Annotated in this window: 22 protein-coding genes; 9 read left to right on the top strand and 13 right to left on the bottom strand. The window is 65.8% G+C overall.

The genetic code is table 11. The features are described 5' to 3' along the window. Positions 1–23: 23 nt before the first annotated feature. The 4 genes from sufC to AC5RT8_RS02375 form a co-directional block, all read right to left on the bottom strand. On the bottom strand, positions 24–794 hold the full coding sequence (sufC, locus tag AC5RT8_RS02390; protein ID WP_494094096.1) for a Fe-S cluster assembly ATPase SufC: 771 nt from the start codon (positions 792–794) through the stop codon (positions 24–26). Positions 795–904: 110 nt separating this feature from the next. Next, positions 905–2,239, bottom strand: coding sequence for a Fe-S cluster assembly protein SufD (gene sufD, locus AC5RT8_RS02385; protein WP_494094095.1), 1,335 nt, complete (start codon positions 2,237–2,239; stop codon positions 905–907). Further along, on the bottom strand, positions 2,239–3,714 hold the full coding sequence (gene sufB, locus AC5RT8_RS02380; protein ID WP_494094094.1) for a Fe-S cluster assembly protein SufB: 1,476 nt from the start codon (positions 3,712–3,714) through the stop codon (positions 2,239–2,241). Before sufB ends, sufD begins: the two co-directional genes overlap by 1 nt. Beyond that, on the bottom strand, positions 3,714–4,466 hold the full coding sequence (locus AC5RT8_RS02375; RefSeq protein ID WP_494094093.1) for a helix-turn-helix transcriptional regulator: 753 nt from the start codon (positions 4,464–4,466) through the stop codon (positions 3,714–3,716). The genes sufB and AC5RT8_RS02375 overlap by 1 nt, the downstream gene beginning before the upstream one ends. 448 nt (positions 4,467–4,914) lie before the next feature. Here AC5RT8_RS02375 and AC5RT8_RS02370 point away from each other — a divergent pair, with 448 nt between their 5' ends. From AC5RT8_RS02370 to AC5RT8_RS02360, 3 genes are read left to right on the top strand one after another with little or no spacing between them, the layout of a single operon-like run. Further along, positions 4,915–5,883, top strand: coding sequence for an ABC transporter ATP-binding protein (locus AC5RT8_RS02370; protein ID WP_494094092.1), 969 nt, complete (start codon positions 4,915–4,917; stop codon positions 5,881–5,883). Continuing rightward, complete coding sequence (locus tag AC5RT8_RS02365) at positions 5,880–6,623, top strand: ABC transporter permease (RefSeq protein WP_494094091.1); 744 nt, start codon at positions 5,880–5,882, stop codon at positions 6,621–6,623. Before AC5RT8_RS02370 ends, AC5RT8_RS02365 begins: the two co-directional genes overlap by 4 nt. 5 nt (positions 6,624–6,628) lie before the next feature. Then, positions 6,629–7,636, top strand: coding sequence for a COX15/CtaA family protein (locus tag AC5RT8_RS02360; RefSeq protein WP_494094090.1), 1,008 nt, complete (start codon positions 6,629–6,631; stop codon positions 7,634–7,636). Positions 7,637–8,138: 502 nt separating this feature from the next. Here the strand turns inward: AC5RT8_RS02360 and AC5RT8_RS02355 are convergent. After that, the gene (locus AC5RT8_RS02355) at positions 8,139–9,035 is read right to left on the bottom strand and encodes a heme o synthase (protein WP_494094522.1); all 897 of its coding nucleotides are present in this window, start codon (positions 9,033–9,035) and stop codon (positions 8,139–8,141) included. A gap of 483 nt (positions 9,036–9,518) precedes the next feature. On the opposite strand from AC5RT8_RS02355, the gene tkt reads away from it, so the two are divergent. Genes tkt through pgl form a run of 6 tightly spaced genes read left to right on the top strand, consistent with a single transcriptional unit; the run spans position 9,519 to position 17,786 of the window. Continuing rightward, entirely contained in the window at positions 9,519–11,708 is a 2,190-nt protein-coding gene (tkt, locus tag AC5RT8_RS02350; RefSeq protein ID WP_494094089.1) for a transketolase, read from the top strand. A 26-nt stretch (positions 11,709–11,734) separates the two neighbouring features. Further along, complete coding sequence (gene tal / locus AC5RT8_RS02345; RefSeq protein WP_494094088.1) at positions 11,735–12,850, top strand: transaldolase; 1,116 nt, start codon at positions 11,735–11,737, stop codon at positions 12,848–12,850. A gap of 6 nt (positions 12,851–12,856) precedes the next feature. Then, entirely contained in the window at positions 12,857–14,482 is a 1,626-nt protein-coding gene (locus AC5RT8_RS02340; RefSeq protein WP_494094087.1) for a phosphoglucose isomerase-related protein, read from the top strand. Next, a complete protein-coding gene (zwf, locus tag AC5RT8_RS02335) occupies positions 14,483–16,036 on the top strand; it encodes a glucose-6-phosphate dehydrogenase (protein WP_494094086.1) in 1,554 nt (517 codons plus the stop codon). After that, the gene (locus tag AC5RT8_RS02330; protein ID WP_494094085.1) at positions 16,033–16,968 is read left to right on the top strand and encodes a glucose-6-phosphate dehydrogenase assembly protein OpcA; all 936 of its coding nucleotides are present in this window, start codon (positions 16,033–16,035) and stop codon (positions 16,966–16,968) included. Before zwf ends, AC5RT8_RS02330 begins: the two co-directional genes overlap by 4 nt. Then, positions 16,968–17,786 (top strand): 6-phosphogluconolactonase, encoded by an 819-nt coding sequence (gene pgl, locus AC5RT8_RS02325; RefSeq protein WP_494094521.1) that lies wholly within the window; start codon positions 16,968–16,970, stop codon positions 17,784–17,786. The genes AC5RT8_RS02330 and pgl overlap by 1 nt, the downstream gene beginning before the upstream one ends. A gap of 82 nt (positions 17,787–17,868) precedes the next feature. On the opposite strand, the gene secG is transcribed toward pgl, so the two are convergent. From secG to rapZ, 8 genes are all read right to left on the bottom strand, one after another. Then, positions 17,869–18,120, bottom strand: a complete 252-nt coding sequence (gene secG, locus AC5RT8_RS02320) for a preprotein translocase subunit SecG (protein ID WP_146362013.1) — start codon at positions 18,118–18,120, stop codon at positions 17,869–17,871. A gap of 61 nt (positions 18,121–18,181) precedes the next feature. Then, complete coding sequence (gene tpiA, locus AC5RT8_RS02315) at positions 18,182–18,997, bottom strand: triose-phosphate isomerase (protein WP_494094084.1); 816 nt, start codon at positions 18,995–18,997, stop codon at positions 18,182–18,184. Between the two features lie 106 nt (positions 18,998–19,103). Continuing rightward, positions 19,104–20,330: a phosphoglycerate kinase gene (locus tag AC5RT8_RS02310; protein WP_494094083.1), complete on the bottom strand. Its 1,227-nt coding sequence runs from the start codon at positions 20,328–20,330 to the stop codon at positions 19,104–19,106. A gap of 24 nt (positions 20,331–20,354) precedes the next feature. After that, positions 20,355–21,359: a type I glyceraldehyde-3-phosphate dehydrogenase gene (gene gap / locus AC5RT8_RS02305; protein ID WP_494094082.1), complete on the bottom strand. Its 1,005-nt coding sequence runs from the start codon at positions 21,357–21,359 to the stop codon at positions 20,355–20,357. Positions 21,360–21,599: 240 nt separating this feature from the next. After that, complete coding sequence (locus AC5RT8_RS02300; protein WP_494094081.1) at positions 21,600–22,226, bottom strand: superoxide dismutase; 627 nt, start codon at positions 22,224–22,226, stop codon at positions 21,600–21,602. A gap of 109 nt (positions 22,227–22,335) precedes the next feature. Next, on the bottom strand, positions 22,336–23,316 hold the full coding sequence (gene whiA / locus AC5RT8_RS02295; protein ID WP_494094080.1) for a DNA-binding protein WhiA: 981 nt from the start codon (positions 23,314–23,316) through the stop codon (positions 22,336–22,338). Positions 23,317–23,326: 10 nt separating this feature from the next. Continuing rightward, positions 23,327–24,349 (bottom strand): gluconeogenesis factor YvcK family protein, encoded by a 1,023-nt coding sequence (locus AC5RT8_RS02290; protein ID WP_494094079.1) that lies wholly within the window; start codon positions 24,347–24,349, stop codon positions 23,327–23,329. After that, on the bottom strand, positions 24,349–25,248 hold the full coding sequence (gene rapZ, locus AC5RT8_RS02285; protein WP_494094078.1) for an RNase adapter RapZ: 900 nt from the start codon (positions 25,246–25,248) through the stop codon (positions 24,349–24,351). Before rapZ ends, AC5RT8_RS02290 begins: the two co-directional genes overlap by 1 nt. Between the last annotated feature and the right edge of the window lie 37 nt (positions 25,249–25,285).

Below are 25,285 nucleotides of genomic sequence, written 5' to 3'. Positions count from 1 at the left end.
GTTGCTCCTTCAGCTGTCTGTGACTACGCGCCGGCTGCGGCGTTGGCGCCGGTGAAGCGGTCGTAACCTTCTTCTTCGAGCCGGTCGGCCAGTTCGGGGCCGCCCTGCTCGGCGATGTGTCCGTCAACGAAAACGTGGACGAAGTCGGGCTTGATGTAACGAAGGATACGCGTGTAGTGCGTGATGAGCAGCGTGCCCATGCCACCCTTGGCGTGTTCGCGGTTGACGCCTTCGGAAACGATCTTCAGGGCGTCGACGTCGAGGCCGGAGTCGGTCTCGTCGAGGATGGCGAACTTGGGGTGGAAGAGTTCCAGCTGCAGGATCTCCACGCGCTTCTTCTCACCGCCGGAGAAGCCCTCGTTGACGTTGCGCTGGGCAAAGTCGGCGTCGATGCGCAGGTCGGACATAGCCGCCTTGACGTCCTTGGTCCAGTGACGCAGCGAGGGGGCCTCGCCGTCGAGAGCGGTCTTGGCGGTGCGCAGGAAGTTGGTCATGGTGACACCGGGAACCTCCACGGGGTACTGCATGGCCAGGAAGAGACCGGCGCGTGCACGCTCGTCCACGCTCATCGCCAGGACGTCTTCGCCGTCGAGGGTGATGGATCCGCTGTCCACGGTGTAGCGGGGATGGCCGGCAATGGTCGAGGCCAGGGTGGACTTGCCGGAGCCGTTCGGGCCCATGATGGCGTGGGTCTCACCGGTGTTGATGGTCAGGCTGACACCCTTCAGGATCGGCTTGCGGCCCTGTTCGGTCTCAATGCTGACGTGAAGATCCTTGATCTCAAGAGTAGACATGCGAGTTGGCTTTCTCCTTTGCACCCGCGGGTGCGTTACTAAGCTTTAGGGGATGGAAGGCGGCACGGGCCGAAGGTGCCGGGATGAGCCGGCACCTTCGGCAACGAGGCCTAGTAGGCTCCGGAGGCTTCGAGCTCACGCTCGACGGCGTCGGTGAGACGCTCTTCCAGGGCAGGAACCTTGATCTGCTGGATGATCTCGGTGAGGAAGCCCCGGACCACCAGGCGGCGGGCGGTGTCCTCGGGGATGCCGCGGGCCATCAGGTAGAACAGGTGCTCGTCATCGAACCGGCCGGTGGCGCTGGCGTGGCCGGCACCCTCGATCAGGCCGGTTTCGATTTCCAGGTTCGGCACGGAGTCGGCGCGGCCGCCGTCGGTCAGCAGCAGGTTGCGGTTGACCTCGTACGTGTCGGTGCCTTCTGCTTCCTTGCGGATCAGGACGTCGCCAACCCAAACGGTGTGTGCGTCGCGGCCCTGCAGGGCGCCCTTGTACATTACGCGGGACTTGCAGTTGGCTACTGCATGGTCCACGAAGAGGCGCTGTTCCAGGTGCTGGCCGGCGTCGGCGTAGTACAGGCCGAACATTTCCACGTCGCCGCCGGTGGCGGTGAACCGTGAGGACGGGGTCACCCGCACGAGGTCGCCGCCGAGGCTGACGACAACGTGCTTGAACTTCGCGTCCCGGCCGATCTTCGCGTACTGCGCGGAGGCGTGCACGGCGTCGTCGTCCCAGTCCTGGACGGAGACAACGGTCAGTTCCGCGCCGTCGCCGACGACGATTTCCACGTTCTGGGACAGGACTGCCGAACCCTTGTGGTCCAGGACCACGACACCCTTGGAGAACTTCTCCGCGGTGATGACGATGTGCTGGGCTGCCGGATCCTTGCTGACGCCGTTGATGGTCAGCGTGACGCTGCCGTCAATGACGGTTTCGGCTGGGATGGTGACGGCGGTGGCTTCGCGGAAGTCCTCCCAGGCGGCGGCGGCAACCCGGTCTTCGGGGATGCCGGCCGAGCCGATGCGGGCATCGGTCCGGGCGATGCTTTCGACCCGCACGCCGTCGGGGGCGACGACGGCGAGCTCGGGAGCCGTGCCGTCGAGGTCAGCGGTGTGCAGTCCGCGCAGGCGCTTGAGCGGGGTGAACCGCCAGTCCTCTTCGCGGCCGTTCAGTTTGCCGAAGTCAGCCCGGTGGAAGGAAGTCATCCGGCCGGCGCGTGAGCTGTCCGGAATGCCCTCTCCGCCACCGTGGCTGTGGGACTTGCTGCTGTCGCCGCCGAGGGGCGAGGAGTCATCATTCAGCGGGGAAAGGTTTTCGCCTTCCTCGGTGAAGCCGTCAATGCGGATCCGGTTGGTTTCCTTCGGGGAGCCAACCTTCGCCTTGACCTCCTCCACTACGTTGCTGACCTTTTCGGTCACGGTTTCGACGACGTCGTTAAGCTTCGACATTAACCGACGGCTCCTTCCATCTGGAGTTCGATGAGGCGGTTGAGTTCAAGGGCGTATTCCATCGGCAGTTCGCGGGCGATCGGCTCGATGAAGCCGCGCACGATCATTGCCATTGCCTCGTCCTCGGGAAGGCCGCGGGACATGAGGTAGAACAGCTGCTCCTCGCTGACGCGGGAAACAGTGGCTTCGTGGCCCATGGTGACGTCATCCTCGCGGATGTCCACGTACGGGTACGTGTCCGAGCGGGAGATGGTGTCCACCAGGAGGGCGTCGCAGCGCACGGTGTTGGCCGAGTGCTTGGCGCCTTCGCGGACCTGGACCAGGCCGCGGTAGGCAGCACGGCCGCCGCCGCGGGCCACGGACTTGGAAATGATGGAGCTCTTGGTGTTCGGGGCAATGTGGACCATCTTGGATCCGGTGTCCTGGTGCTGGCCTTCGCCGGCGAAGGCGATGGACAGGGTCTCACCCTTGGCGTGCTCGCCGACCAGGTAGACGGCTGGGTACTTCATGGTGACCTTGGAACCGATGTTGCCGTCGATCCACTCCATGGTGGCGCCCTCGTGTGCAATGGCGCGCTTGGTCACCAGGTTGTACACGTTGTTGGACCAGTTCTGGATGGTCGTGTAGCGGACGCGGGCGCCCTTCTTCACGATGATTTCGACGACGGCGCTGTGCAGCGAATCCGAGGTGTAGATCGGCGCGGTGCAGCCCTCGATGTAGTGGACGTAGGAATCCTCGTCCGCAATGATCAGGGTGCGCTCGAACTGGCCCATGTTCTCCGTGTTGATACGGAAGTAGGCCTGCAGCGGGATCTCCACGTGGACGCCCTTGGGGACGTAGACGAAGGAACCGCCGGACCACACGGCAGTGTTCAGCGAGCCGAACTTGTTGTCACCGACGGGGATGACGGTGCCGAAGTACTCCTGGAACAGTTCCGGGTGTTCCTTCAGTGCGGTGTCCGTGTCCAGGAAGATGACGCCCTGGCGTTCCAAGTCCTCGCGGAGCTGGTGGTAGACAACCTCGGACTCGTACTGTGCCGCAACGCCGGAGACCAGGCGGCCGCGCTCAGCTTCGGGGATGCCGAGCTTTTCGTACGTGTTGCGGATGTCCTCGGGCAGGTCTTCCCAGCTTTTCGCCTGCTTCTCGGTGGAACGCACGAAGTACTTGATGTTGTCGAAGTCGATGCCGGAGAGGTCTGCACCCCAGGTCGGCATGGGCTTGCGGTCGAAGTATTTCAGGCCCTTGAGGCGGAGGTCCAGCATCCACTGCGGCTCGTTCTTCTTTGCCGAAATGTCGCGGACGACTTCCTCGCTCAGGCCGCGGCGGGCGGTTGAGCCCGCGATGTCCGAGTCGGCCCAGCCGTACTCGTACGTACCGATGCCCTCGAGTTCAGGGTTCTTCTCCAGGATGTCTGAAATCACAGACTCCGGCACCATGGAAGGTGCCGTTGGCTTCTGGGTTACTTGATCCGTCATCACGGCCTTTCTTGCTGATGAATGGATGTGGACTGGGTGGTCTCGACGCGCAGTGGAACCTGCGGCGCGGATCGGGTCCGACCCACGGGGATGTGGGTCGTACAAACGTGGCCGCCCCTGGAGAGTGTGGACAGTCGGCGGACGTCCACGTCCAGGAGGCGGGCAAAAACTTCGGTTTCCTTGTCACAGAAAACGGGATAGGCCGTGGCGAGCCCCTGGATGGGGCAGTGTGCCTGGCACAGCTGGACGCTCAGCAGCGTGCTCTTCTTCGCGGTGGCACCGATCATGGTGGTTGACGCCACGAAGCCGTCCTTCGTCAGTTCCGCTGCCAGCGCCTCCGCGCGGTCGGCGACGTCGGGTCCTGCGGCCTCGACGACGGGACGGTAGCGCTCCTCCATCCCCCCGAAACGCTCGGCGGCGAAGGCTTCGATTGCCTGCGGTCCGAGCGCCGCACCGAGCTGGCGCAGCGCCTCGGTGGCGATGTCGAGGTAGTCGTTGCCCAGATGCGCCTGACCCTGCGGACTCAGCACGTACCGGCGTGCCGGGCGTCCCGCTCCGGAGGAGGAATTGCGCACGAGCTTGACCTGGATCAGGCCCTTCCCGGACAGGGCGTCCAGATGCCGGCGTACGGCAGCAGGCGTGAAGCCCAACCGCTCACCCAGCTCGGCCGCACTGACAGGGCCGTGTTCCAGAACGGCACCCAGGACCTTGTCCCGGGTGCGCTCCTCCGCATCGCGGGCAGCATTCGGCATTGCCGCCGCCTTAGTCTCAGAGTTGCTCACAGAATACACAACACAAGCATGTCCTAATCTGTTCCCTGATTCCACTAAGGCAAGGCTTGCTATCTGCGCAGCCTTCGCACCTACCATCGCCCGGGTCCCGGTGGAGGCCGCGGATTCGACGACGGCGGTGTCCGGCTGCCTGCTGGGGATGGTTCTGCCGGCGTCGGCCACCCTGATGCCGCGCGACCGGGAATCTACAAGGCACAAATTACCGATTTCCGCCCGAAAATCGGTAATTTGTGCCTTCTCGTTTGCCGCAACCACTCCGGCGACGCAGAGCTTCCCACCCGGTGGGGCTGGTGTGACTGTTGCTTTCCCGTGAGCAACAGCGGCAACACCTGGAGGGATCTGCTGCCGGAGCCGGTCCGGCGGGGGTCCCTGCATCCGTTCCGGTTGGCTGTACTACCTAACGTAGAATATGCAGGTGCCTACCGATGAACCCTGCCTGACCATTAAAGGTCTGATCAAGGACTGCGGCCCGGTTGCTGGTCTCGACGGCAAAATGATTCGTGTGCTCGCCGGCGTCGACTTCACAGCCCGCCGCGGCTCCGTCACAGCCCTGCTCGGCGCCAACGGCGCCGGCAAAACCACCACCCTGGAATGTGCCCAGGGCCTCCAGCCCATTGACGGCGGGGAAATCCGCCTGCTCGGGCAGGACCCGTACCGTGCGGACGCCCACCTGCGCAGCCGCGTGGGCGTCATGCTGCAGGAAGGCGGCCTGCCGCCGTCGGCCCGTCCCGTTGCCCTCCTGGAACACGTCGCCCGGATGTACGAGTCTCCCCGGCCGGTCGCCGAACTCGTGGACCGGCTGGGCATCGCCGGCTTCGCCAACACCGGCATCCGGCGCCTGTCCGGCGGGCAGAAGCAGCGCCTGGCCATGGCTGCCGCGCTGATCGGCCGGCCGGAAGTGCTTTTCCTGGACGAGCCGAGCGCAGGCCTGGACCCGCAGTCGCGGCAAATCGTCTTCGAACTGATCGAGGAGCTGCGGTCCGAGGGCCTCGGCATCATCCTCACGACCCACTTGATGGACGACGCGCAGAAACTCGCGGACTACGTCTACATCATTGACGCCGGCAAGACCGTCGCTTCCGGAACGGTTGCGGAGCTGACGTCCGCGGTCGGATCCCCGGCCGAGCAGCGGCTGCTGACGTTCGACGCCGACCCCGGGCTCGACATCGTCGCCCTCGCCGCCGGCCTGCCGCACCACTTCGAGGTTGCCGAAGCAGCGCCGGGACACTATTCGGTCCGCGGTTCGCTGGCTCCGCGGGACCTGACCGCATTGGCTGCCTGGTGGGAGGACTGCGGCATCCTGCCGTCGTCGATACATATGGCGTCCCGCACCCTCGAGGATGTCTTCCTTGACGTTTCCGGAAGGGCTATCCGATGAGTGCTCCCGCGTCGCTGCCGGCGCGCATCCTGAACCAGGGCCGTTACGAGGCCCTCACGATGCTGCGCAACGGCGAACAGCTGATCCTCGCCGTCGTCCTGCCGCTGCTGGCCATGGTGGCCCTGGTGGTCACTCCCCTGCTGGACGGCTACGGAACCAGCCGGATCAATATGGCCGCACCGGGAATCTTTGCGCTCTGTGCAATGTCCACGGCCTTCACGGGCCAGGGCATCGCGACTGGCTTTGACCGCCGCTACGGGGTACTCCGGTACCTCTCCACCACCCCGCTGGGCCGGACCGGGCTGATTGCCGGAAAGGTCATTGCCGTCCTTGCCGTCCTGGTCATCCAGGTGGTGCTGGTCTCGGTTATCGCCCTGTTCTTCGGCTGGCAGCCGGAGCTGAGCGGGGTGCTGCCGGCCGCGGTGCAGCTGTTCCTCGGCGCGGTGGCGTTCACCGCCCTGGGCCTGCTCGTTGCCGGCACCGTCCGGCCCGAGGCCACACTGGCCATCACCAACCTGCTGTGGATCCTCCTGGCAGCCGCCGGCGGTATCATCATCCCGGTAGGCAACCTGCCCGCAGTGCTGCAGCCGTTCGTCGAAGTCCTGCCCTCGGCTGCCCTGGGCAATGCCCTGCGCTCGGCCCTGATCGACTCGCAGTTCAATATTTCCGCCACGCTGATCCTTCTGGCGTGGACAATACTGGGCGGCCTCGGCGCTGTCCGCTGGTTCAAATGGAGTTAGAAACCGTGTCACAGACTTCGGCCGGGGTCCCCGCCCGGCAATCGAACAGCCTGCAGCCGGTCGCGGCCGGACGCCTAATCCGCAACCTCGCCGTAGCGTCACTGGTGGCCAACATCGTGATCGTGGTGACCGGCGGAGCCGTACGCCTCACGGCGTCTGGCCTCGGTTGCCCGGAATGGCCGCTATGCACGGCGGACTCCCTCGTGACGACGCCGGAAATGGGCCTGCACGGCATCATTGAGTTCGGCAACCGCCTCCTCACCTTCGTACTGACAGCCGTTGCCTTCGCCACGGTCTTCTCGATCTGGCGGATCCGGGCCGCGCGCCGCGATCTATGGTGGCTTTCCATCGCCCTGCTGGCCGGAGTCCCCGCGCAGGCAGTGATCGGCGGAATCACCGTCCTCACCGACCTCAACCCGTGGGTGGTGGGCCTGCACTTCCTGGCCTCGTCAGTGATGATCTGCGTCGCCGTCGTGATGGTCAACCGGTCCCGGCTGTCCGCGCTGGACCTCGAAGCACGCCACGCACCCTTGGCAGACACGAGCCTGCGTCCGGTGCTGGGCGCCATTGGCGTCCTGTCCGCACTGACCGTGGTGCTGGGTGTTGTGGTCACCGGCTCCGGCCCGCACGCCGGAGACCACGGTGCCGCCCGCAACGGCCTGAACCCGGACCTGATTACCCGTATCCACGTGGTGCCCGTGTACCTGCTGGTCTTCGCCCTGGCCGTGGCCCTGTACCTGGTTTACCGGCGGGGTGCCGATGCCAGGGTCCGCAAAGCCCTCGCGGTGCTGACCGTGGTCGTCCTGGCCCAGGCGGCCATCGGCTACGCCCAGCACTTCCTGCACCTGCCGATCGCCCTGGTGGCCCTGCACATGCTCGGCGCCTGCCTCCTGACGGCGGCCGCGGCGCAGGTTGTGTACATCGGCTTCAACAAGCAGGTTCCCGGCGGAGCGGCCATCGCTGTCCGCCAGGCCCGGAGGGCGCGGGGAGGTCGCGGCGCGCGGGGGAAGTAGCGCTGCAATTCTCCATTGAAGGGCCGGACTCCCCGAGGGGTCCGGCTCTTTTTGTGTCCGGCGGGAGCTTGGGATGTTGTGCACGGCGGGGTCTGTTGTCCGCACCGTGTCCCACGGTCTGGTGCTGCTGTGGCGCGTGTGGCCCCAGCAGTAACAGGAGTCCCAAAGCTTGGGATGTTGTGCCCAAACTACTTCCCGTTTGTACAGGTAACGGGGTTATGCGCCCTTCCTGGCCCCGTCATCTGTACAACCCGCGGGAAGGGGAACCCACGGCGGGGCGGTTCTGCCCGATGAAGCACGTGGTGCTTGTAACAGGCGCGTAGGACGTTCCGGGCTAGGCGGCTTTAATACTCCCCGCGAGCTCTGCGAGCCGGGAGTTTCGTTGCCGCCGTTCCGGAACGCCCGGAGCGCGTGCGAACCAAGAACCCCGCAACCAAGAACCCCGGACACAACAATGGCCGGACCCCGAAGGGATCCGGCCACCGTAAGCGGAACAGAAAAGCTAGACCAGTGCGCCGCCCACGAACGGATCCACGGCCAGGGCCAGGAAGAGGATCGTGAGGTAGCTGATGGACAGGTGGAAGACCTTCATGGCCGACTTGTCGTTGAGCTCTTCGCGCTGGGCCCGGGAATGCAGCTTGTGCGCCTCGGCCACGAACCAGACGCCGGAAAGCAGTGCGGCAATGGTGTAGACCCAGCCGGCACCGCCCACGGGAACCAGCAGCAGTGAGCAGGCCACGGTGGCGTAGGCGTACAGCACCACCTGGACGGAAACCAGCTTCGCGCCGGCAACGGCACCAAGCATCGGCACGCTGGCGTTGCGGTAGTCCTCCCCGTACTTCATGGACAGCGGCCAGTAATGCGGCGGCGTCCACAGGAAGATGATCATGAACAGGATGATCGCGGGCCACTCGACCTTGCCGGTGACGGCAGCCCAGGCGATGAGCACGGGCATGCATCCCGCAGCGCCGCCCCAGACGATGTTCTGGGTGGTGCGCCGCTTCAGGATCAGCGTGTAGAAAACCACGTAAAGGAAAATGGCGCCGACACCGAGCAGGCCCGTGAGCGGGTTGGCCCCGAACCACAGCAGGGCAATGGAGACAACCCCCAGCACCCAGGCAAAGACCAGTGCCTCGCGCGGGGAGACCTCGCCGGTGACCAGCGGACGGTTCTTTGTCCGCTTCATCAGCTTGTCCATGTCGCGGTCGATATAGCAGTTGAAGGCACCGGCGCTGCCGGCTGCGAGGGCACCGCCGACCATGGTGGCCAGGATCAGGCCCAGGGACGGCAGTCCCCGCTCGGCGAAGATCATGGTGGGCAGCGTGGTCACGAGCAGGAGTTCGATGACGCGCGGTTTGGTGAGCGCCACGTATGCCCGGACCTTGCGGCCCGCCGTCATCTTCCCCGTATAGACAGGGGATTCGGCATGCTGGGTAGTCACGAAGCGATCACTTTATCCAATCTGGAACGAAAAAGTCCGTCCTCATCATAACCTCTATCGGCTGTAGAAATCGAAGCACGGAAGATGCCTGCGCCCGCACGGTTACCTGCATTCTCCACTTGCCCTGCCGGTTGCCCGGAAGAGCAGTGCCGGAACGGGCAGGAAGCAGCCTTAGACGATAAGGTTGGAACGGATCTTTCCCCGCGGCCAATCGCGGCGCGGACGGGAAAAAGCACCAAGGTGTATTAAGCAGTATCCGCGGCTTCGGCTGCGGAGTGCGGAACAAGTGATGCCGAAAACGCGGTATCGATTTGCGTCTGCTGTTGGTTGAAGTGGTAAAGGAACCGGACGCATCCCGTTCGCGGGGGGCTTCCGGGCATATCCGGCGCTGTACGGTGCCGGATTGTCTGCAGAGAGAGGGGCCCGGTAAACGTGCCACATATGGAAGAGCAAGAACTGATCTGGACCGAAACAGACCGCAAGGCAGTGGACACCGTCCGCGTCCTGGCTGCCGACGCCGTGGAGAAGGTCGGCAACGGCCACCCCGGCACGGCAATGAGCCTGGCTCCGGCCGCCTACCTTCTGTTCCAGAAGGTCATGCGCCACGACCCGTCGGATCCGCACTGGATCGGACGCGACCGCTTCGTCCTCTCCCCCGGGCACACTTCCCTGACCCTGTACATAGAGCTGTTCCTCTCCGGCTACGGCCTGGAGCTTGAGGACCTGCAGTCCCTGCGCACCTGGGGCTCCAAGACCCCGGGCCATCCCGAGTACCGCCACACCGACGGCGTCGAAATCACCACCGGTCCGCTCGGCCAGGGCCTCGCTTCCTCCGTTGGCTTCGCCTTCGCCCAGCGCCGCCTGCGCGGCCTGCTCGACGCCGACGCCGCCGAGGGTACCAGCCCGTTCGACCACACCATCTGGGTTATCGCGTCCGACGGCGACCTGCAGGAAGGCGTCACCGCCGAAGCCTCCTCGCTGGCCGGCCACCAGGAACTGGGCAACCTCGTGGTGATTTACGACGAGAACCACATCTCGATCGAAGACGACACCGACATTGCCTTCACCGAAGACGTGCTCAAGCGCTACGAAGCCTACGGCTGGCACACCCAGCGCGTGGACTGGACCAAGACGGGCGAATACGTCGAAGACGTCAACGAGCTCTACAGTGCGCTGATGGCCGCCAAGGCCGAAACGAACCGGCCTTCGATCATCTCCCTGCGCACCATCATCGGCTGGCCGGCACCGAACAAGCAGAACACCGGCAAGATCCACGGCTCCGCCCTGGGCACCGACGAAGTCGCGGCACTGAAGGAGACCCTGGGCTTCGACCCGGCAAAGACCTTCGACGTCGACCCCGAGGTCCTCGAGCACGCCCGCCAGGCAGTTGCCCGCGGCGCCGAGGCGCACTCGAAGTGGAACGAAGGCTTCAAGGCCTGGGAAGAAGCGAACGCCGAAGGCTCCGCACTCCTGGCCCGCCTGGAAAAGGGCGAACTGCCCGAAGGCTGGGAAGCCTCGCTGCCCGTCTTCGAGGCCGGCAAGGACGTCTCCACCCGTGCCGCTTCCGGCAAGGTCCTCTCCGCCATCGGCCCGGCCCTGCCGGAACTGTGGGGCGGCTCCGCCGACCTCGCCGAGTCCAACAACACCACCATTGAAGGCTCCCCCTCCTTCATCCCCGCCGGGAAGCAGACCAACGCCTGGTCCGGCAACCCGTACGGCCGCGTGCTGCACTTCGGCATCCGCGAACACGCAGCGGCGTCGATCGTCAACGGCATCACCATGCACAGCAACACCCGGGCCTTCTCCGGTACGTTCCTGATCTTCAGCGACTACCAGCGGCCGGCCATCCGCCTCGGTGCGCTGATGGGCGTGCCGTCCATCTACGTCTGGACGCACGACTCCATCGGCCTCGGCGAAGACGGACCCACCCACCAGCCGGTGGAGCAGCTTGCTTCCCTGCGCGCCATCCCGGGGCTCGACGTCGTCCGTCCAGGCGATGCCAACGAGGTCGCCGTCGCCTGGCGCACCATCCTGGAGAACACCGAGAACCCGGCCGGCATTGTGCTGACCCGCCAGAACATCCCCACCTACGCACGGGGAACCGGCGAGGCAACGGCCACCGAGTTCGGCTCCGCCGAAGGCGCTGCCCGCGGTGGCTACATCCTCGCCGAAGCCGTGCGTGACGGCAGCGTCGTCACGCCGGACGTCATCCTGGTCGGCACCGGGTCCGAGGTCCAGCTGGCCGTCAAGGCCCGCGAGGCCCTCGCCGCGGAAGGCGTGGCCGCCCGCGTGGTCTCGATGCCGAGCATCGAGTGGTTCAACAAGCAGGAGAAGGAATACCGCGAAACGGTCCTGCCGAAGGACATCCGCGCCCGGGTTTCCGTCGAAGCCGGCATTGCCCTCGGCTGGCGGGAAATTGTCGGCGACGCCGGCCGCAGCGTTTCCCTGGAGCACTTCGGTGCGTCCGCCGATTACAAGACGCTGTTCCGCGAATTCGGGATAACCGCTGACGCCGTGGCGCAGGCCGCCCGCGATTCCCTCGCCGCCGTCGGCGGTGAAGGATCCGCCCCCGACCGCACCACCGGAGCATCTTCCGGGGCACAGTCCACCGAGACCGGCGACCAGCAGTAATTCCCTTACCCAAAGGAGCATCAACTATGACTTCCACTCCCACCGCCGCGCTTTCCGAAGCCGGCGTGTCCATCTGGCTGGACGACCTTTCCCGCGAACGGATTGTCTCCGGTTCCCTGAAGAAGCTCATCGATGAGCGCAACGTGGTCGGCGTGACCACGAACCCGAGCATCTTCGCCGCCGCCCTGGCCAACGGCGAGTCGTACGCCGCCCAGGTGCAGCAGCTCTCGCGCTCGGGCGCCGACGTCGACAAGTCCGTCTTCGAAATCACCACCGACGACGTCATCCAGGCCTGCGACGTCTTCGCACCGGTCTACGAAGCAACCGACGGCGTCGACGGCCGCGTGTCCATCGAGGTCGACCCGCGCCTGTCGCGTGACACCCAGGGCACCATCAACGAGGCCAAGGAACTCTTCGACAAGGTTGGCCGCGCCAATGTGCTGATCAAGATCCCCGCCACCAAGGAAGGCCTGCCGGCCATCACCGCCACGCTGGCCGCCGGGATCAGCGTGAACGTCACCCTGATCTTCTCGCTCGAGCGCTACCGCGAGGTCATCAACGCGTACATGCTCGGCATTGAGCAGGCGAAGGAAAACGGGCACGACCTCTCCACCATCCACTCGGTGGCATCCTTCTTCGTCTCCCGCGTCGACGCCGAAATCGACAAGCGCCTGGACGCCGTCGGCTCCGACGAGGCCAAGGCCCTGTTGGGCAAGGCCGGACTGGCCAACGCCCGCCTGGCCTACCAGGTCTTCGAAGAGCAGTTCGCCACCGAGCGCTGGCAGGTGCTGGCCGCGGCCGGCGCCAACGCCCAGCGTCCGCTCTGGGCCTCCACCGGCGTGAAGGATCCGGCCCTGCCGGACACCCTGTATGTCACGGGCCTGGTGGCACCGCACTCGGTAAACACCATGCCGGAAAAGACGCTGGAAGCGACGGCGGACCACGGCGAGGTTACCGGAGACACGATCACCGGCACCTACGCCGAATCCAACGGCATCCTGGACCGGCTTGACGGCCTGGGCATCTCCTACAACGACGTTGTGGAGCAGCTGGAGACCGAAGGCCTGGACAAGTTCGTGGTTAGCTGGGGCGAACTCCTGCAGACCGTTCAGACCGCACTGGATACCGCGAAAGAGGCATAGGAAAACATGACCACACTGTCCTTTGAAGCAGCCGGAGCAGCAAGTGCTGCCGTCGACGCCAAGGTGCCCGAACTCGTAGGCGATGAAGTTGCCTCCCGGCTCGTGGCCTCCGATCCCACCTTGTGGGGACCCGATGCCGAAGCCGAGGCTTCCATCCGCCTAGGCTGGCTGAATCCCGGAGAAAGCTCCCGGCCGCTCGTGGGACAGATCGCGGCGCTGAGGGAAGAGCTCGCTGCCGAGTCGGTGACCCGCGTGGTCCTGGCCGGCATGGGCGGCTCTTCCCTCGCGCCCGAGGTCATTACCCGCTCTGCAGGCGTTAACCTGACCGTGCTGGATTCCACCGACCCCGACGTCGTTGCCGCAGCCCTGGGCGACCGGCTGGCGGAAACCGTCATTGTGGTGAGCTCGAAATCGGGTTCCACCGTGGAAACCGACTCGCAGCGGCGGGTTTTCGAACAGGCATTCACCGATGCGGGTATCGACGCGAAGTCCCGCATCGTGGTGGTCACGGACCCCGGGTCGCCGCTGGACGCGGCGGCCCGCGAGGCCGGATACCGCGCGGTCTTCAACGCCGATCCCAACGTGGGCGGACGCTACTCCGCCCTGACCGCTTTCGGCCTGGTCCCCTCGGGCCTGGCCGGTGCGGATATCGAGACCCTCCTCGACGATGCCGAAATGACCGCTGAAATACTGCGGGACGACGCGCCGGACAACATCGGCCTGGAACTCGGAGCCGCTCTCGGCGGAACCGTGCCGCTGCGCAACAAGATCGTCATCGTGGACGAGGGCTCCGGCCTGGCCGGGTTCCCGGACTGGGCCGAACAGCTGATTGCCGAATCCACGGGCAAGCTCGGCACGGGCCTGCTGCCCGTTGCCGTGGAACCCGGCGCCCCGGAGATGGTGTCCGGAGCCGGCGACGTGCTCACCGTCCGGATTGTCCCGGTTGACTCGGAGGTCCTGCCCGAAGGGGACCAGGTAGTGGTCTCCGGCAGCCTCGGCGGCTCCATGATGCTCTGGGAGTTCGCCACCGCGGTTGCCGGACGCCTGCTGAACATCAACCCGTTCGACCAGCCGGACGTCGAGGCTGCCAAGAAGGCGGCACGCGGCCTGCTTGATGCCACCCCGGAACCCACGGAACCGTCCTTCGTTGACGGGTCCGTCGAGGTGCGCGGACCGGCCGACCTGCTCGGTACGGCACACACCCTCCGCGGCGCACTGGCATCCCTGCTCCGCCAGCTCGGACCGGACGGCTACCTCAGCATCCAGGCATACCTTGACCGGAGCCGGCAGGCGGAGCTTGCCTCAATCCGCCCGGAACTGGCAGCAGTCACCGGCCGTCCCGTGACCTTCGGCTGGGGACCGCGCTTCCTGCACTCCACCGGCCAGTTCCACAAGGGCGGACCGGCGCAGGGCGTTTACCTGCAGATCACCGGCAAGCCCGCCGAAGATGTTGCCATTCCCGAACGGCCCTTCAGCTTCGGTGAGCTCATCAGTGCGCAGGCGGCCGGCGACGCGCAGGTCCTCGCGGACCAGGGCCGTCCCGTCCTGCGCCTTCACCTGCTCAACCGCGCCGAAGGAATCCGCGAAATCGAAAACGTCGTGCGCGCCCTGGCGGAAGAAAGCGGGAAGTAAATGGCCGCCGAGGACAAGACAGGGAAGACAGGGACGGGCAACCCCCTACGGGATCCGCGGGACCTCCGGCTCAGCCGGATTGCCGGTCCGTCCTCCCTGGTGATCTTCGGCGTGACCGGGGACCTGGCACGGAAGAAGCTCATTCCCGCCGTCTACGACCTGGCCAACCGGGGACTGCTTCCCCCAAGCTTCTCGCTGGTGGGCTTCGGCCGCCGGCCGTGGAGCCATGAGGAGTTTGCGGCACAGGTGAAGGAGTCGGTCCAGGCCCACGCCCGGACCGACTTCAACGACGGCGTGTGGAACCAGCTGGCCCAGGGCATCCGGTTTGTCGAGGGCGGGTTCGACAGTGACGAAGCGTTCGGCAACCTCAAGGCGACCCTGGAGGACCTGGACGAACAGCGCGGGACCAGGGGCAACCACGCATTCTATCTCTCGGTGCCGCCCAAATCCTTCGAGCAGGTCTGCCAGCAGCTGTCCGAGCACGGACTGGCCAAGACCTCCGAGGGCAAGTGGCGGCGGGTGGTGATCGAAAAGCCGTTCGGCCATGACCTGGCCTCGGCCCGTGAACTGAACAACGTGGTGGAGTCCGTCTTCCCCGCTGATTCGGTGTTCCGCATTGACCACTACCTGGGCAAGGAAACGGTGCAGAACATCCTGGCGCTGCGCTTCGCGAACCAGTTGTTCGAGCCCATCTGGAACGCGAACTACGTGGACCATGTGCAGATCACCATGGCCGAGGACATCGGCATCGGCGGCCGGGCGGGCTATTACGACGGCGTGGGCGCGGCCCGCGACGTCATCCAGAACCACCTGCTGCAGCTCCTGGCGCTGACCGCAATGGAGGAGCCCATCTCCTTCAATGCGGACCATCTGCGTGCGGAGAAGGAGAAGGTGCTGGCCGCCGTCCGCCTGCCGGAGGACCTCTCCCGCAGTTCCGCCCGCGGACAGTACACCGGGGGCTGGCAGGGCGGCGAGAAGGTCACCGGGTTCCTGGAGGAGGAAGGGTTCAACCCCGAGTCCAAGACCGAAACGTTCGCAGCCATTCGGCTGGACATCAATACCCGCCGCTGGGCCGGGGCGCCGTTCTACCTGCGGGCCGGCAAGCGGCTGGGACGCCGGGTGACGGAAATCGCCGTCGTCTTCAAGCGCTCCCCCAACCTGCTGTTCCGCGAACACAACGGCGACGACTTCGGCCAGAACGCCGTGGTCATCCGCGTCCAGCCGGACGAAGGAGCCACCATCCGGTTCGGTTCCAAGGTGCCGGGAACGCAGATGGAAGTACGCGATGTTTCCATGGACTTCGGGTACGGGCATTCCTTCACCGAGTCCAGTCCCGAGGCCTATGAACGGTTGATCCTGGACGTGTTGCTGGGTGAGCCTCCGCTCTTCCCCCGGCACCAGGAAGTTGAGTTGTCCTGGAAGATCGTGGACCCGTTTGAAGCCTACTGGGCATCACTGGACAGCCAGCCGGAGCCGTATGCTCCCGGCAGCTGGGGGCCGGACTCCGCCGACGAGCTGCTTGCCCGAGATGGAAGGACCTGGAGAAGGCCGTGATAGTAGAACTGCCGGACACCACCACCTCCAAGGTGTCCAAGGAAATTGTTGCCATGCGTGAAAAGGGCGGTGTTGTCACCCTGGGCCGCGTGCTGACCCTGGTGGTGGACACCCAGCCGGACTTCGTCGAGGAGGCCATTGCCGCCGCCAACGAGGCCAGCAGGGAACACCCCTGCCGCATTATCGTGCTGGCGGAGGGCAGCCCGCACGAGAAAACACGCCTCGATGCGCAGATCCGCGTGGGCGGCGACGCCGGTGCTTCGGAAGTCATTGTCCTGTCCGGTTACGGCGAGCTCGCCGCGGAAAGCGAATCCCTCGTGTCGGCGCTGCTGCTTCCGGACGCGCCGATTGTGGTGTGGTGGCCGCACGGAGTCCCGGCCGATCCGGCCCGGACCCCGCTCGGCTGTATTGCCCACCGCCGGATCACGGACGCCGCCACGGAAGAGAACCCGAAGAAGGCGCTCCTGGGCCTGGCGGACAGCTACGCTGCCGGCGATACGGACCTTAGCTGGACCCGGCTGACCAACTGGCGGATCCAGCTGGCTGCGGTCCTGGACGGTATCGGCGCGTCGAAGGTACGGTCGATCGTCGTCGAAGGTGCCTCCGATTCGGCCAGCACCTTCCTGCTGGCCGCCTGGCTCAAGAAGGCTATGGATGTTCCCCTGGAAATCATCGAGGGAACAGCCGGGTCCGGCATTCACCGCGTGGTGTTCAGCGGCGAAGACGGAGACGTGGAACTCGCCCGCCCCGACCAGACCACCGCCCACCTGACCCAGCCGGGGCAGCCGGAGCAGCAGATTTCCCTGCCGCGCCGCACCCTGCGGGACTGCCTGGCGGAGGAACTGCGCCGGCTGGACCCTGACGAGGTCTTCGGAGAAGTACTCACTGAGGGACTGGCCGCGTGCCTGTCCCAGGAAGGGGCACAGGCATGATGCCCTCCCCCAACGGCGTCAGCATCCATCCGGATCCGCAGGCGCTTGTCGCGGCAACAGCTGCCCGGCTGATCACGAAGCTCGTGGACGTCCAGAGCCGGCGCGGGGAAGCGACCGCCGTGCTGACCGGCGGAACGGTCGGCATCGCAACGCTTGAGGCGGTCACGGCCAACCCCGCCCGGACTGCGGTGGACTGGACCCGGGTGAACTTCTGGTGGGGCGACGAGAGGTTCCTCCCGGCCGGGGATCCGGAGCTCAACTCCCTGCAGGCCCGGCAGGCCATGCTGGACCCGCTTGGTGTTCCCGCCCACCGGATCCACGCCGTCGCTACGGCCGGCGACGTGGATACCGTTGAAGACGCCGCGGCCGACTATGCCCGGCAGCTGGCCGAGGCGGCCGCCGGCGAGCAGCTTGAAGCAGGGTTTGAACCGGTGGATCCCCGGCTACCCCGCTTCGATGTCCTGCTGCTGGGAGTGGGTCCGGACGCGCATGTGGCCTCCCTGTTCCCGGAAACCCCCGGTGTGCGTACCGTGGGCTCCACCGTCGTGGCGGTCCGGGACGCCCCGAAGCCTCCGCCGGAACGGATTTCCCTCACCCTGGAAAGCATCAACACAGCAGCTGAAGTGTGGCTTGGCGTGGCAGGCAACGATAAGGCGGGCGCCGTCGGCCTGGCCCTGGCCGGTGCCGGCGAGATCCAGGTGCCTGCCGCGGGGGCCCGGGGCCGGACCAAGACGCGCTGGCTTATTGACCAGGCCGCCGCATCGCAGCTGCCCCGGCGCCTCTTCGCCTCTGAAGACGCCGATGAGGACGAGGACTAGGGCAGCAGGCCGACGCACAAAGGAACGGCCCCCGGAGAAATCCGGGGGCCGTTCCTTTACTCTTTGTGCAGGTACTGCCTGCCTATGCTTCGCCGGCGAAGCGCTGGATCAGTCCGAGGGCTACGATGACCAGGCCCCAGGAAACAGCCAGTGCCACGGTGAAGCGGTTCAGGTTCTTTTCAGCGACACCGGAGGATCCGAGGCTGCTGGTCATGCCGCCGCCGAACATGTCCGACATTCCGCCGCCCCGGCCCTTGTGCAGCAAAATGAGCAGCGTCAGCAGCAGGCTCGTAATGGCAAGGAGCACCAGCAGGACGATCTTCAGAATTTCCACTTAGGGCCTTTCGGGTGACTCATGGATTGGGGACGCCGCTGCGGCGCCCTTCAGCTGCAGTTCAGTCAGTCACCAGATGTTGTTCGAACCTGACAATATTAGCAAATTCGCCTACATCCAAACTGGCGCCTCCGACCAGCACGCCGTCCACGTCACGCTCCCCCAGGATGCTTGCCGCATTGGCTGCCTTGACCGACCCGCCGTAGAGCAGGCGCGTCTTGGCGGCAACGGCGTCGTCGTACAGATCCGCAATTTCGGCGCGGATGGCTGCACACATTTCCTGCGCGTCGCCGGGGCCGGCAACCTCACCGGTGCCGATGGCCCAGACGGGTTCGTAGGCAATGACGAGGCTCGATACCTGCTCGGCGTCCAGGCCGGCAAGGCCGTTGCGGACCTGCTCGAGGGTGTGCGGCACATGGTCGCCGGCCTGGCGTACCTCAAGGCCTTCACCCACGCAGAGAATGGGCACCAGGTTGTGGCGGTACGCGGCCTTGAGCTTCTCGTTCAGCAGCTCGTCGCTTTCGCCGTGGACGGAGCGGCGTTCGCTGTGGCCGACGAGGACGTAGCTGCAGCCGAGCTTAGCGAGGAACTGGCCGGAAATGTCACCGGTGTAGGCGCCGGAGTCCTTCGGGGAGAGGTCCTGTGCGCCGTACTCCACCTTCAGCTTGTCACCGGCCACCAGTGTCTGGGTGCTGCGCAGGTCGGTGAACGGAGGGAACACCACCACCTCCACGCGTCCAAAGTCGTGGCGGGCATCGCTGAGCGTCCAGGCCAGTTTCTGCAGCAGGGTGATGCCCTGGACGTGGTCCATGTTCATCTTCCAGTTGCCGGCGATCAGGGGTGTGCGGTCGAACGTGCCGTTCGTGGAGGTGGTCATGGTTACTCCGGTTTCTAACTCGCGGTTGCCCGGCCGTGTCGGGGCCGGACGGGATGGGACATGCCGGTGCGGGCCCGCTGGTGCCAGCGGACCCGCACCGTGGATATTACTTGTCGAGGACGGTGAGGCCCGGGAGGGCCTTGCCTTCCAGGTATTCGAGGCTGGCGCCGCCGCCGGTGGAGATGTGGCCGAAATCGTCCTCCGAGAAGCCGAGCTTCCGGACGGCTGCGGCGGAATCGCCGCCGCCCACCACGCTGAAGCCGCTGGAGTCCTTGAGTGCCTGCGCCACGGCGCGGGTGCCGTTGGCGAAGGCCTCGAATTCGAACACGCCCATCGGACCGTTCCAGAAGATGGTCTTCCCGCCGCGGATGCGTTCGGCAAAGGCGGCTGCGGAGTCGGGGCCAATGTCCAGGCCGAGGCCGGACGCGCCGAAGCGGCCGTCCTCCATCGCATCCGCAGGAACGGTCTCGACGTCGGCGTCCGCCGCGAACTTATCCGCCACCACAATGTCGGTGGGCAGGACAAATTCGCAGCCGACCTCCTTGGCGCGGCTGAGGTAGCCCTTCACGTTCTCGATCTGGTCCGTTTCGAGCAGTGAGGCGCCCACCTTGTACCCCTGTGCCGCCAGGAACGTGAAGACCATGCCGCCGCCCACGAGCAGGTAGTCCGCCCGGTCCATCAGGTTCTCGATCACGGCAAGCTTGTCGGACACCTTGGAACCGCCAAGGACCACCACGTACGGGTCCTCCGGGTTCTCGGTCAGGCGCTTGAGCACCTCGACCTCGGTGTGCACCAGGCCGCCTTCGTAGGCGGGCAGGACCTCGGCGATGTCGTAGACGCTGGCGTGCCTGCGGTGCACTGCGCCGAAGGCGTCGTCCACGTACGCGCCGTTGTCACCGGTCAGGGCTGCCAGCTCCCCGGCCAGTGCCTGACGTTCCGCGTCGTCCTTGGAGGTTTCCCGGGCGTCAAAGCGGATGTTCTGCAGCACCAGGACGGATCCGGCCGCCAGCGAGCCTGCAAGCCCGCGGGCGCTGGAGCCCACGACGTCCTCGGCGAACTCCACCGGGAACGGGGAAAGCTCGTCAAGGCGGTCGACGGCGGGACGCAGCGAGTACTTCTCATCCGGCGTGCCTTTGGGGCGGCCCAGGTGGGCCATCACAATGACCTTGGCGCCGTGCTCCACGAGGGTCTGCAGGGTGGGAATCGACGCCCTGATACGCCCGTCGTCGGTAACCCTGCCGTTATCGAGCGGTACGTTCAGGTCCGAGCGGACCAGCACGTACCTGCCGTCGACGCCGTCGCTGATCAGGTCGGGAAGAGTTTTGACAGTCATGTCTACCTTTGCGTACTCGGTTGATTAAAGCTTTGAGGCAACGAGCTTGGTGAGGTCCACCAGACGGCAGGAGTAGCCCCACTCGTTGTCGTACCAGCCCACGACCTTCACCTGGTTGCCCATGACGCGGGTCAGGCCGGAGTCGAAGATGCACGAGGCAGGATCGGTGACGATATCGGAGGAGACAATCGGCTCGTCCGTGTACCGTAGGATGCCTGCCAGCGGCCCGGTGCCTGCGGTCTTGTAGGCGTCGTTGATCTGCTCCACCGTTGCTTCCCGGGATACCGTCACGGTCAGGTCGGTGACCGAGCCGGTGGGAACGGGGACACGGAGCGCGAAACCGTCCAGTTTGCCGTCGAGTTCCGGGAGGACCAGGCCAATGGCCTTGGCAGCGCCGGTGGTGGTCGGCACGATGTTCAGGGCAGCGGCCCGGGCGCGGCGCAGGTCGCGGTGCGGTCCGTCCTGCAGGTTCTGGTCGGCGGTGTAGGCGTGCACCGTCGTCATCAGGCCGCGCTCGATGCCGAAGGCCTCGTGGAGGACCTTGGCCAGCGGGCCCAGGCAGTTGGTGGTGCAGGAGGCGTTGGAGATGATGTTGTGGGCGGCGGGATCATAGTCGCCGTCGTTGACGCCCATCACGATGGTGAGGTCGGCACCCTTGCCCGGAGCGGAAATCAGGACCTTCTTGGCTCCTGCGTCGATGTGCTTTTTGGCGTCCTCCGCCTTGGTGAAGAATCCGGTGGACTCAATCACGATGTCCACGCCCAGGTCGCTCCAGGGCAGGTTGGACGGGTCGCGTTCTGCGAGGACGCGGATGGTCTTGCCCCCGACGACGATGTTCCCCTCGCGCACTTCGACGTCGGCCCCCAGGCGTCCGGTCACGGAATCGTACTTGAGGAGGTGGGCGAGGGTCTCGGGGCTGGTCAGGTCGTTCACGGCGACGATATCGAGATCGGCGTTCTGCTCCAGGGCTGCCCGGAAGTAGTTGCGGCCAATACGCCCGAATCCGTTGATTCCAACACGAGTAGTCACTGTTCTGTCTCCTTGAGTAGGGGTTCAATCGAGAGCTGTGTGACCTCAGGGTAAGAAGCCACCGGACTAACTGCGGCCTGACACTTCCGCTTGGGTAAACCCTTTCCGGCCGCGGCGCCGTGGCCCGTTCCTGCCCGGTGCCGGAAAGCACCGGACAGGACCGGAGCCTACGGATTTATCTTACGCGTCACAGTCACCGTAGGGACCGGACGCCCGCAGAATCTGCGGCGTTCCGGGGAACTAGGCCGGGAGGATGAGGCTCTTGGCTCCGCTGCGGGCTGCATCGAAACGGGCTGCGACGTCGGCCCAGTTGACGATGTTCCACCACGCCTTGACGTAGTCGCCCTTAACGTTGGCGTAGTCCAGGTAGTAGGAGTGCTCCCACATGTCGAGCATCAGCAGCGGGATGGTGCCCACGGGAACGTTGCCCTGCTGATCGTAGAGCTGCTCGATGACGAGGTTCTTGCCCAGCGGCTCGTAGGCCAGGATGGACCAGCCGGAGCCCTGGATGGAGTTGGCCACGGCACTGAACTGTCCGCGGAAGCCGTCGAAGGAACCGAAGAACTCGTCGATGGCTGCTGCCAGCTCACCTTCGGGCTTGTCGCCGCCGTCCGGGGACATGTTGTTCCAGAAGATGCTGTGGTTGGTGTGGCCGCCAAGGTGGAAGGCAAGGTCCTTGGAAAGCTTGCCGATGGTGCCGAATTCGCCCTTTTCACGGGCTTCGGCCATCTGGGCCAGCGCCGTGTTGGCACCGGCAACGTACGTGGCGTGGTGCTTGTCGTGGTGCAGTTCCATGATGCGTGCGGAAATGTGCGGTTCAAGCGCCGCGTAGTCGTAGGGCAGTTCCGGCAGTGTGTACTCGTTCACGAAAATCCTCCGTTGGTGTCGGATCAATGTTCCGGACGGAATTCCCATCCGGAAAATCGTCATGCTCCCTCAAAAAGGCAGCAGGCTTAGTCCATCCTATGCAATAACGTTATTCATCCAACATTTCCGGAGTGACGCTGGACTCGGTACCCGGAATCCCCAGCTCGGCGGCCCGCTTGTCGGCCATGGCCAGCAGCCGCCGGATCCGGCCGGCAATGGCGTCCTTGGTCATCGGCGGGTCCGCCAGGTGTCCCAGTTCGTCCAGGGATGCCTGCTTATGGGCCACGCGCAGCTCACCGGCATAGCGCAGGTGCTCCGGGACGTCCTCGCCCAGGATCTCCAGTGCCCGGTCCACCCGCGCGCCTGCGGCGACGGCGGCCTGGGCGGAGCGGCGCAGGTTCGCGTCGTCGAAGTTGGCCAGCCGGTTGGCCGTGGCCCGCACTTCCTTGCGCATGCGGCGTTCTTCCCAGACCATCAGCGCGTCGTGGGCGCCCATCCGGGTGAGCAGGGCGGCGATGGTATCGCCGTCCCGGACAACCACACGGTCCACGCCGCGGACTTCGCGGGCCTTGGCGGAAATGCCGATGCGCCGGGCCGAACCCACCAGCGCCAGTGCCGCTTCCGGGCCCGGGCAGGTGACCTCAAGCGAGGAGGAACGCCCGGGTTCCGTGAGCGAACCGTGGGCGAGGAAGGCGCCGCGCCAGACCGCCTCGGCGTCCGCAGCGGAACCGTTGACCACTACGGAGGGCAGGCCGCGCACGGGGCGGCCGCGGGCATCGAGCAGGCCGGTCTGCCGGGCCAGGGATTCCCCGTCCTTCACCACACGGACCACGTACCGGTTGCCGCGGCGAAGCCCGCCGCCGGAGACGACAATGATGTCGCTGGCGTGGCCGTAGACCTCGGCAATGGCTGCACGCAGCCGGCGGGCCGTAGACGCGAGGTCGACCTCGGCTTCGATCACTATGCGCCCGGAAATGATGTGCAGTCCCCCGGCAAAACGCAGCATGGCCGAGACTTCGGCCTTGCGGACTGAGGACTTCTTCACGTCCAAACGTGACAGTTCCTCCTTTACTGCTGCGGTCAACGCCACAAAAACACTCCTAGTTCTCCCCAAATATGTCGTGGAAGGCGGTTGCGAGGCGGAGCGGATCATGGATCGGACGCCCCGACGCTGCCCCTACCTTACCGAAGACCGGACGGCCGCCCAGTTCTGCTACAGCCTCCTCAAAGGCTGCCCGGTCCGCCACCACGGACGGATCCACCAGTACCGCGTCCACCTTGAACTCCGGCGCGTAGCGGCGGATTACCGCCAGATGATCCACTGCGCTCATCCCTGACGTTTCCGTTGTCTCGTTGCTGAGATTCATGGTCAGGCACCGCTTGGCCGGTGTGGCGCACAACGCATCCCGCAGTTCCGGGAGCATCAGGTGCGGCAGGACGGAGGTGTACCAGGACCCGGGCCCCAGCACCACCCAGTCGGCACGGTCGATGGCCTCCAGCGCCGCAGGGCACGCCGGGGCGTCAACGGGCAGCAGCCGCACGTCGGAGACGTTGCTGCGTGCACCGGCAGCGGCGAGGCTGGCCTGGCCGATGATGGTTTCGAGCAGGTCGCCGGCTTCAGTGCGGCGCAGCACGTCACCTTCGATGGTCAGCGGCAGCGTCGACATCGGCAGCACCTGGCCGCGGGCTCCCAGGAGGGCACCGGCCCACTGGAGGCCGGCAACGGGGTCTCCCAGCAGTTCCCAGAGCGTCACGATCAGCAGGTTGCCGAGGGCATGGTCGTCCAGGGACCCGTCCACGCCGGGCTGGGAACGGAATCGGTGCTGCATGACATCGCGCCAGGTGCGGCCCCAGTCCGTGTCATCGCAGAGCGCTGCCAAAGCCATCCGCAGGTCCCCCGGGGGAAGGACCCCCAGCTCGCGGCGAAGACGGCCGGAAGAGCCGCCGTCGTCGGCAACCGTTACCACAGCGGTGAGGTCGGTCGTGAGCAGGCGCAGCGCCGAAAGGGACGCGGAGAGGCCGTGTCCGCCGCCGAGGGCGACAATCGATCCTGCCTGGCCTTCGCTCTCCCGTCCGCCCTTTCCCTCGGGAATCAGCGGCAGCGGTCCGGTGAGGAAGGACATTATTCGCGCCCCAGATCCCGGTGGTGGGAGCTGACGGTCACATGGGGAAGCTGGTCCAGGCGCTTGGCCAGCTCCTCCGTCACCGCCACGGAACGGTGCTTCCCGCCCGTGCAGCCGACCGCGATGGTGGCGTAGTGCTTGTTTTCCCGGCGGTAGCCGTCGATCACGGGTTCCAGGGCTTCGACGTAGCGGTCCAGGAATTCCGCGGTGCCGGTGGCCTGCAGGACGTAGTCGCGCACGTCCTCGTCCAGCCCGGTGTGCGGACGCAGCTGCGGGACCCAGTGCGGATTGGGGATGAAACGGACATCCGCGACGTAGTTCGCGTCCACCGGCAGCCCGTATTTGAAGCCGAAGCTCATGACGTTCAGCCGCAGCACGATGGGGCCGGACTCGGTGAACAGTTCCGTGACGGTGGTGGCCAGGGCGTGGACATTCAGTTTGGACGTGTCCACGACGATGTCGGAGGAGTCCCTCAGCTCCGTCAGGACCTCGCGTTCGGCCGCGATCCCGTCGAGGATGCTGCCGTCACCCTGGAGCGGGTGCGGGCGGCGGCCCTGTTCAAAGCGGCGGACCAGGGTGGCGTCGTCGGCGTCGAGGAACAGCAGACGATAGGCCATGCCCGCCGCCCGCAGGTTCCGCAGTGCTTCGCGGATGTCCTGGAAAAGCTCCTTGCTGCGGACGTCGATCACCACGGCGAGCTTCGGGATGGACTGGGGCATCCGGGACACCAGTTCGGTGAGGGTGCCCAGCATCAGCGGCGGGAGGTTCTCCACGACGTACCAGCCGTGGTCCTCCAGGGCGTTGGCGGCTGTGCTGCGCCCGGCACCGGACATGCCCGTGACGACGAGCAGCTCCGATTCCTCCGGTTTGACTACGGTCAAGCCGTCCTCTTGCGTCATTGCTGTGATCCCATCCTGTTGTCCCTGCTTTCGAAGA

The sequence above is a fragment of the Arthrobacter sp. Ms25 genome, from assembly GCF_059090365.1.
The sequence above is the reverse complement of the archived record's forward strand: the minus strand, read 5'-3'. Positions and strand labels throughout refer to the sequence as shown.

Bases quoted from the DNA above. Each gene is read 5' to 3' on its own strand.
- AC5RT8_RS02375 (WP_494094093.1), bottom strand. From the start codon at position 4,466: ATGCCGAATGCTGCCCGCGATGCGGAGGAGCGCACCCGGGACAAGGTC.
- sufD (WP_494094095.1), bottom strand. From the start codon at position 2,239: ATGTCGAAGCTTAACGACGTCGTCGAAACCGTGACCGAAAAGGTCAGC.
- tal (WP_494094088.1), top strand. From the start codon at position 11,735: ATGACTTCCACTCCCACCGCCGCGCTTTCCGAAGCCGGCGTGTCCATC.
- tkt (WP_494094089.1), top strand. From the start codon at position 9,519: ATGGAAGAGCAAGAACTGATCTGGACCGAAACAGACCGCAAGGCAGTG.
- tpiA (WP_494094084.1), bottom strand. From the start codon at position 18,997: ATGACCACCTCCACGAACGGCACGTTCGACCGCACACCCCTGATCGCC.
- AC5RT8_RS02340 (WP_494094087.1), top strand. From the start codon at position 12,857: ATGACCACACTGTCCTTTGAAGCAGCCGGAGCAGCAAGTGCTGCCGTC.
- AC5RT8_RS02365 (WP_494094091.1), top strand. From the start codon at position 5,880: ATGAGTGCTCCCGCGTCGCTGCCGGCGCGCATCCTGAACCAGGGCCGT.
- rapZ (WP_494094078.1), bottom strand. From the start codon at position 25,248: ATGACGCAAGAGGACGGCTTGACCGTAGTCAAACCGGAGGAATCGGAG.
- sufB (WP_494094094.1), bottom strand. From the start codon at position 3,714: ATGACGGATCAAGTAACCCAGAAGCCAACGGCACCTTCCATGGTGCCG.
- pgl (WP_494094521.1), top strand. From the start codon at position 16,968: ATGCCCTCCCCCAACGGCGTCAGCATCCATCCGGATCCGCAGGCGCTT.
- AC5RT8_RS02290 (WP_494094079.1), bottom strand. From the start codon at position 24,349: ATGTCCTTCCTCACCGGACCGCTGCCGCTGATTCCCGAGGGAAAGGGC.
- sufC (WP_494094096.1), bottom strand. From the start codon at position 794: ATGTCTACTCTTGAGATCAAGGATCTTCACGTCAGCATTGAGACCGAA.
- zwf (WP_494094086.1), top strand. From the start codon at position 14,483: ATGGCCGCCGAGGACAAGACAGGGAAGACAGGGACGGGCAACCCCCTA.
- AC5RT8_RS02310 (WP_494094083.1), bottom strand. From the start codon at position 20,330: ATGACTGTCAAAACTCTTCCCGACCTGATCAGCGACGGCGTCGACGGC.
- AC5RT8_RS02355 (WP_494094522.1), bottom strand. From the start codon at position 9,035: ATGACGGCGGGCCGCAAGGTCCGGGCATACGTGGCGCTCACCAAACCG.
- AC5RT8_RS02370 (WP_494094092.1), top strand. From the start codon at position 4,915: ATGCAGGTGCCTACCGATGAACCCTGCCTGACCATTAAAGGTCTGATC.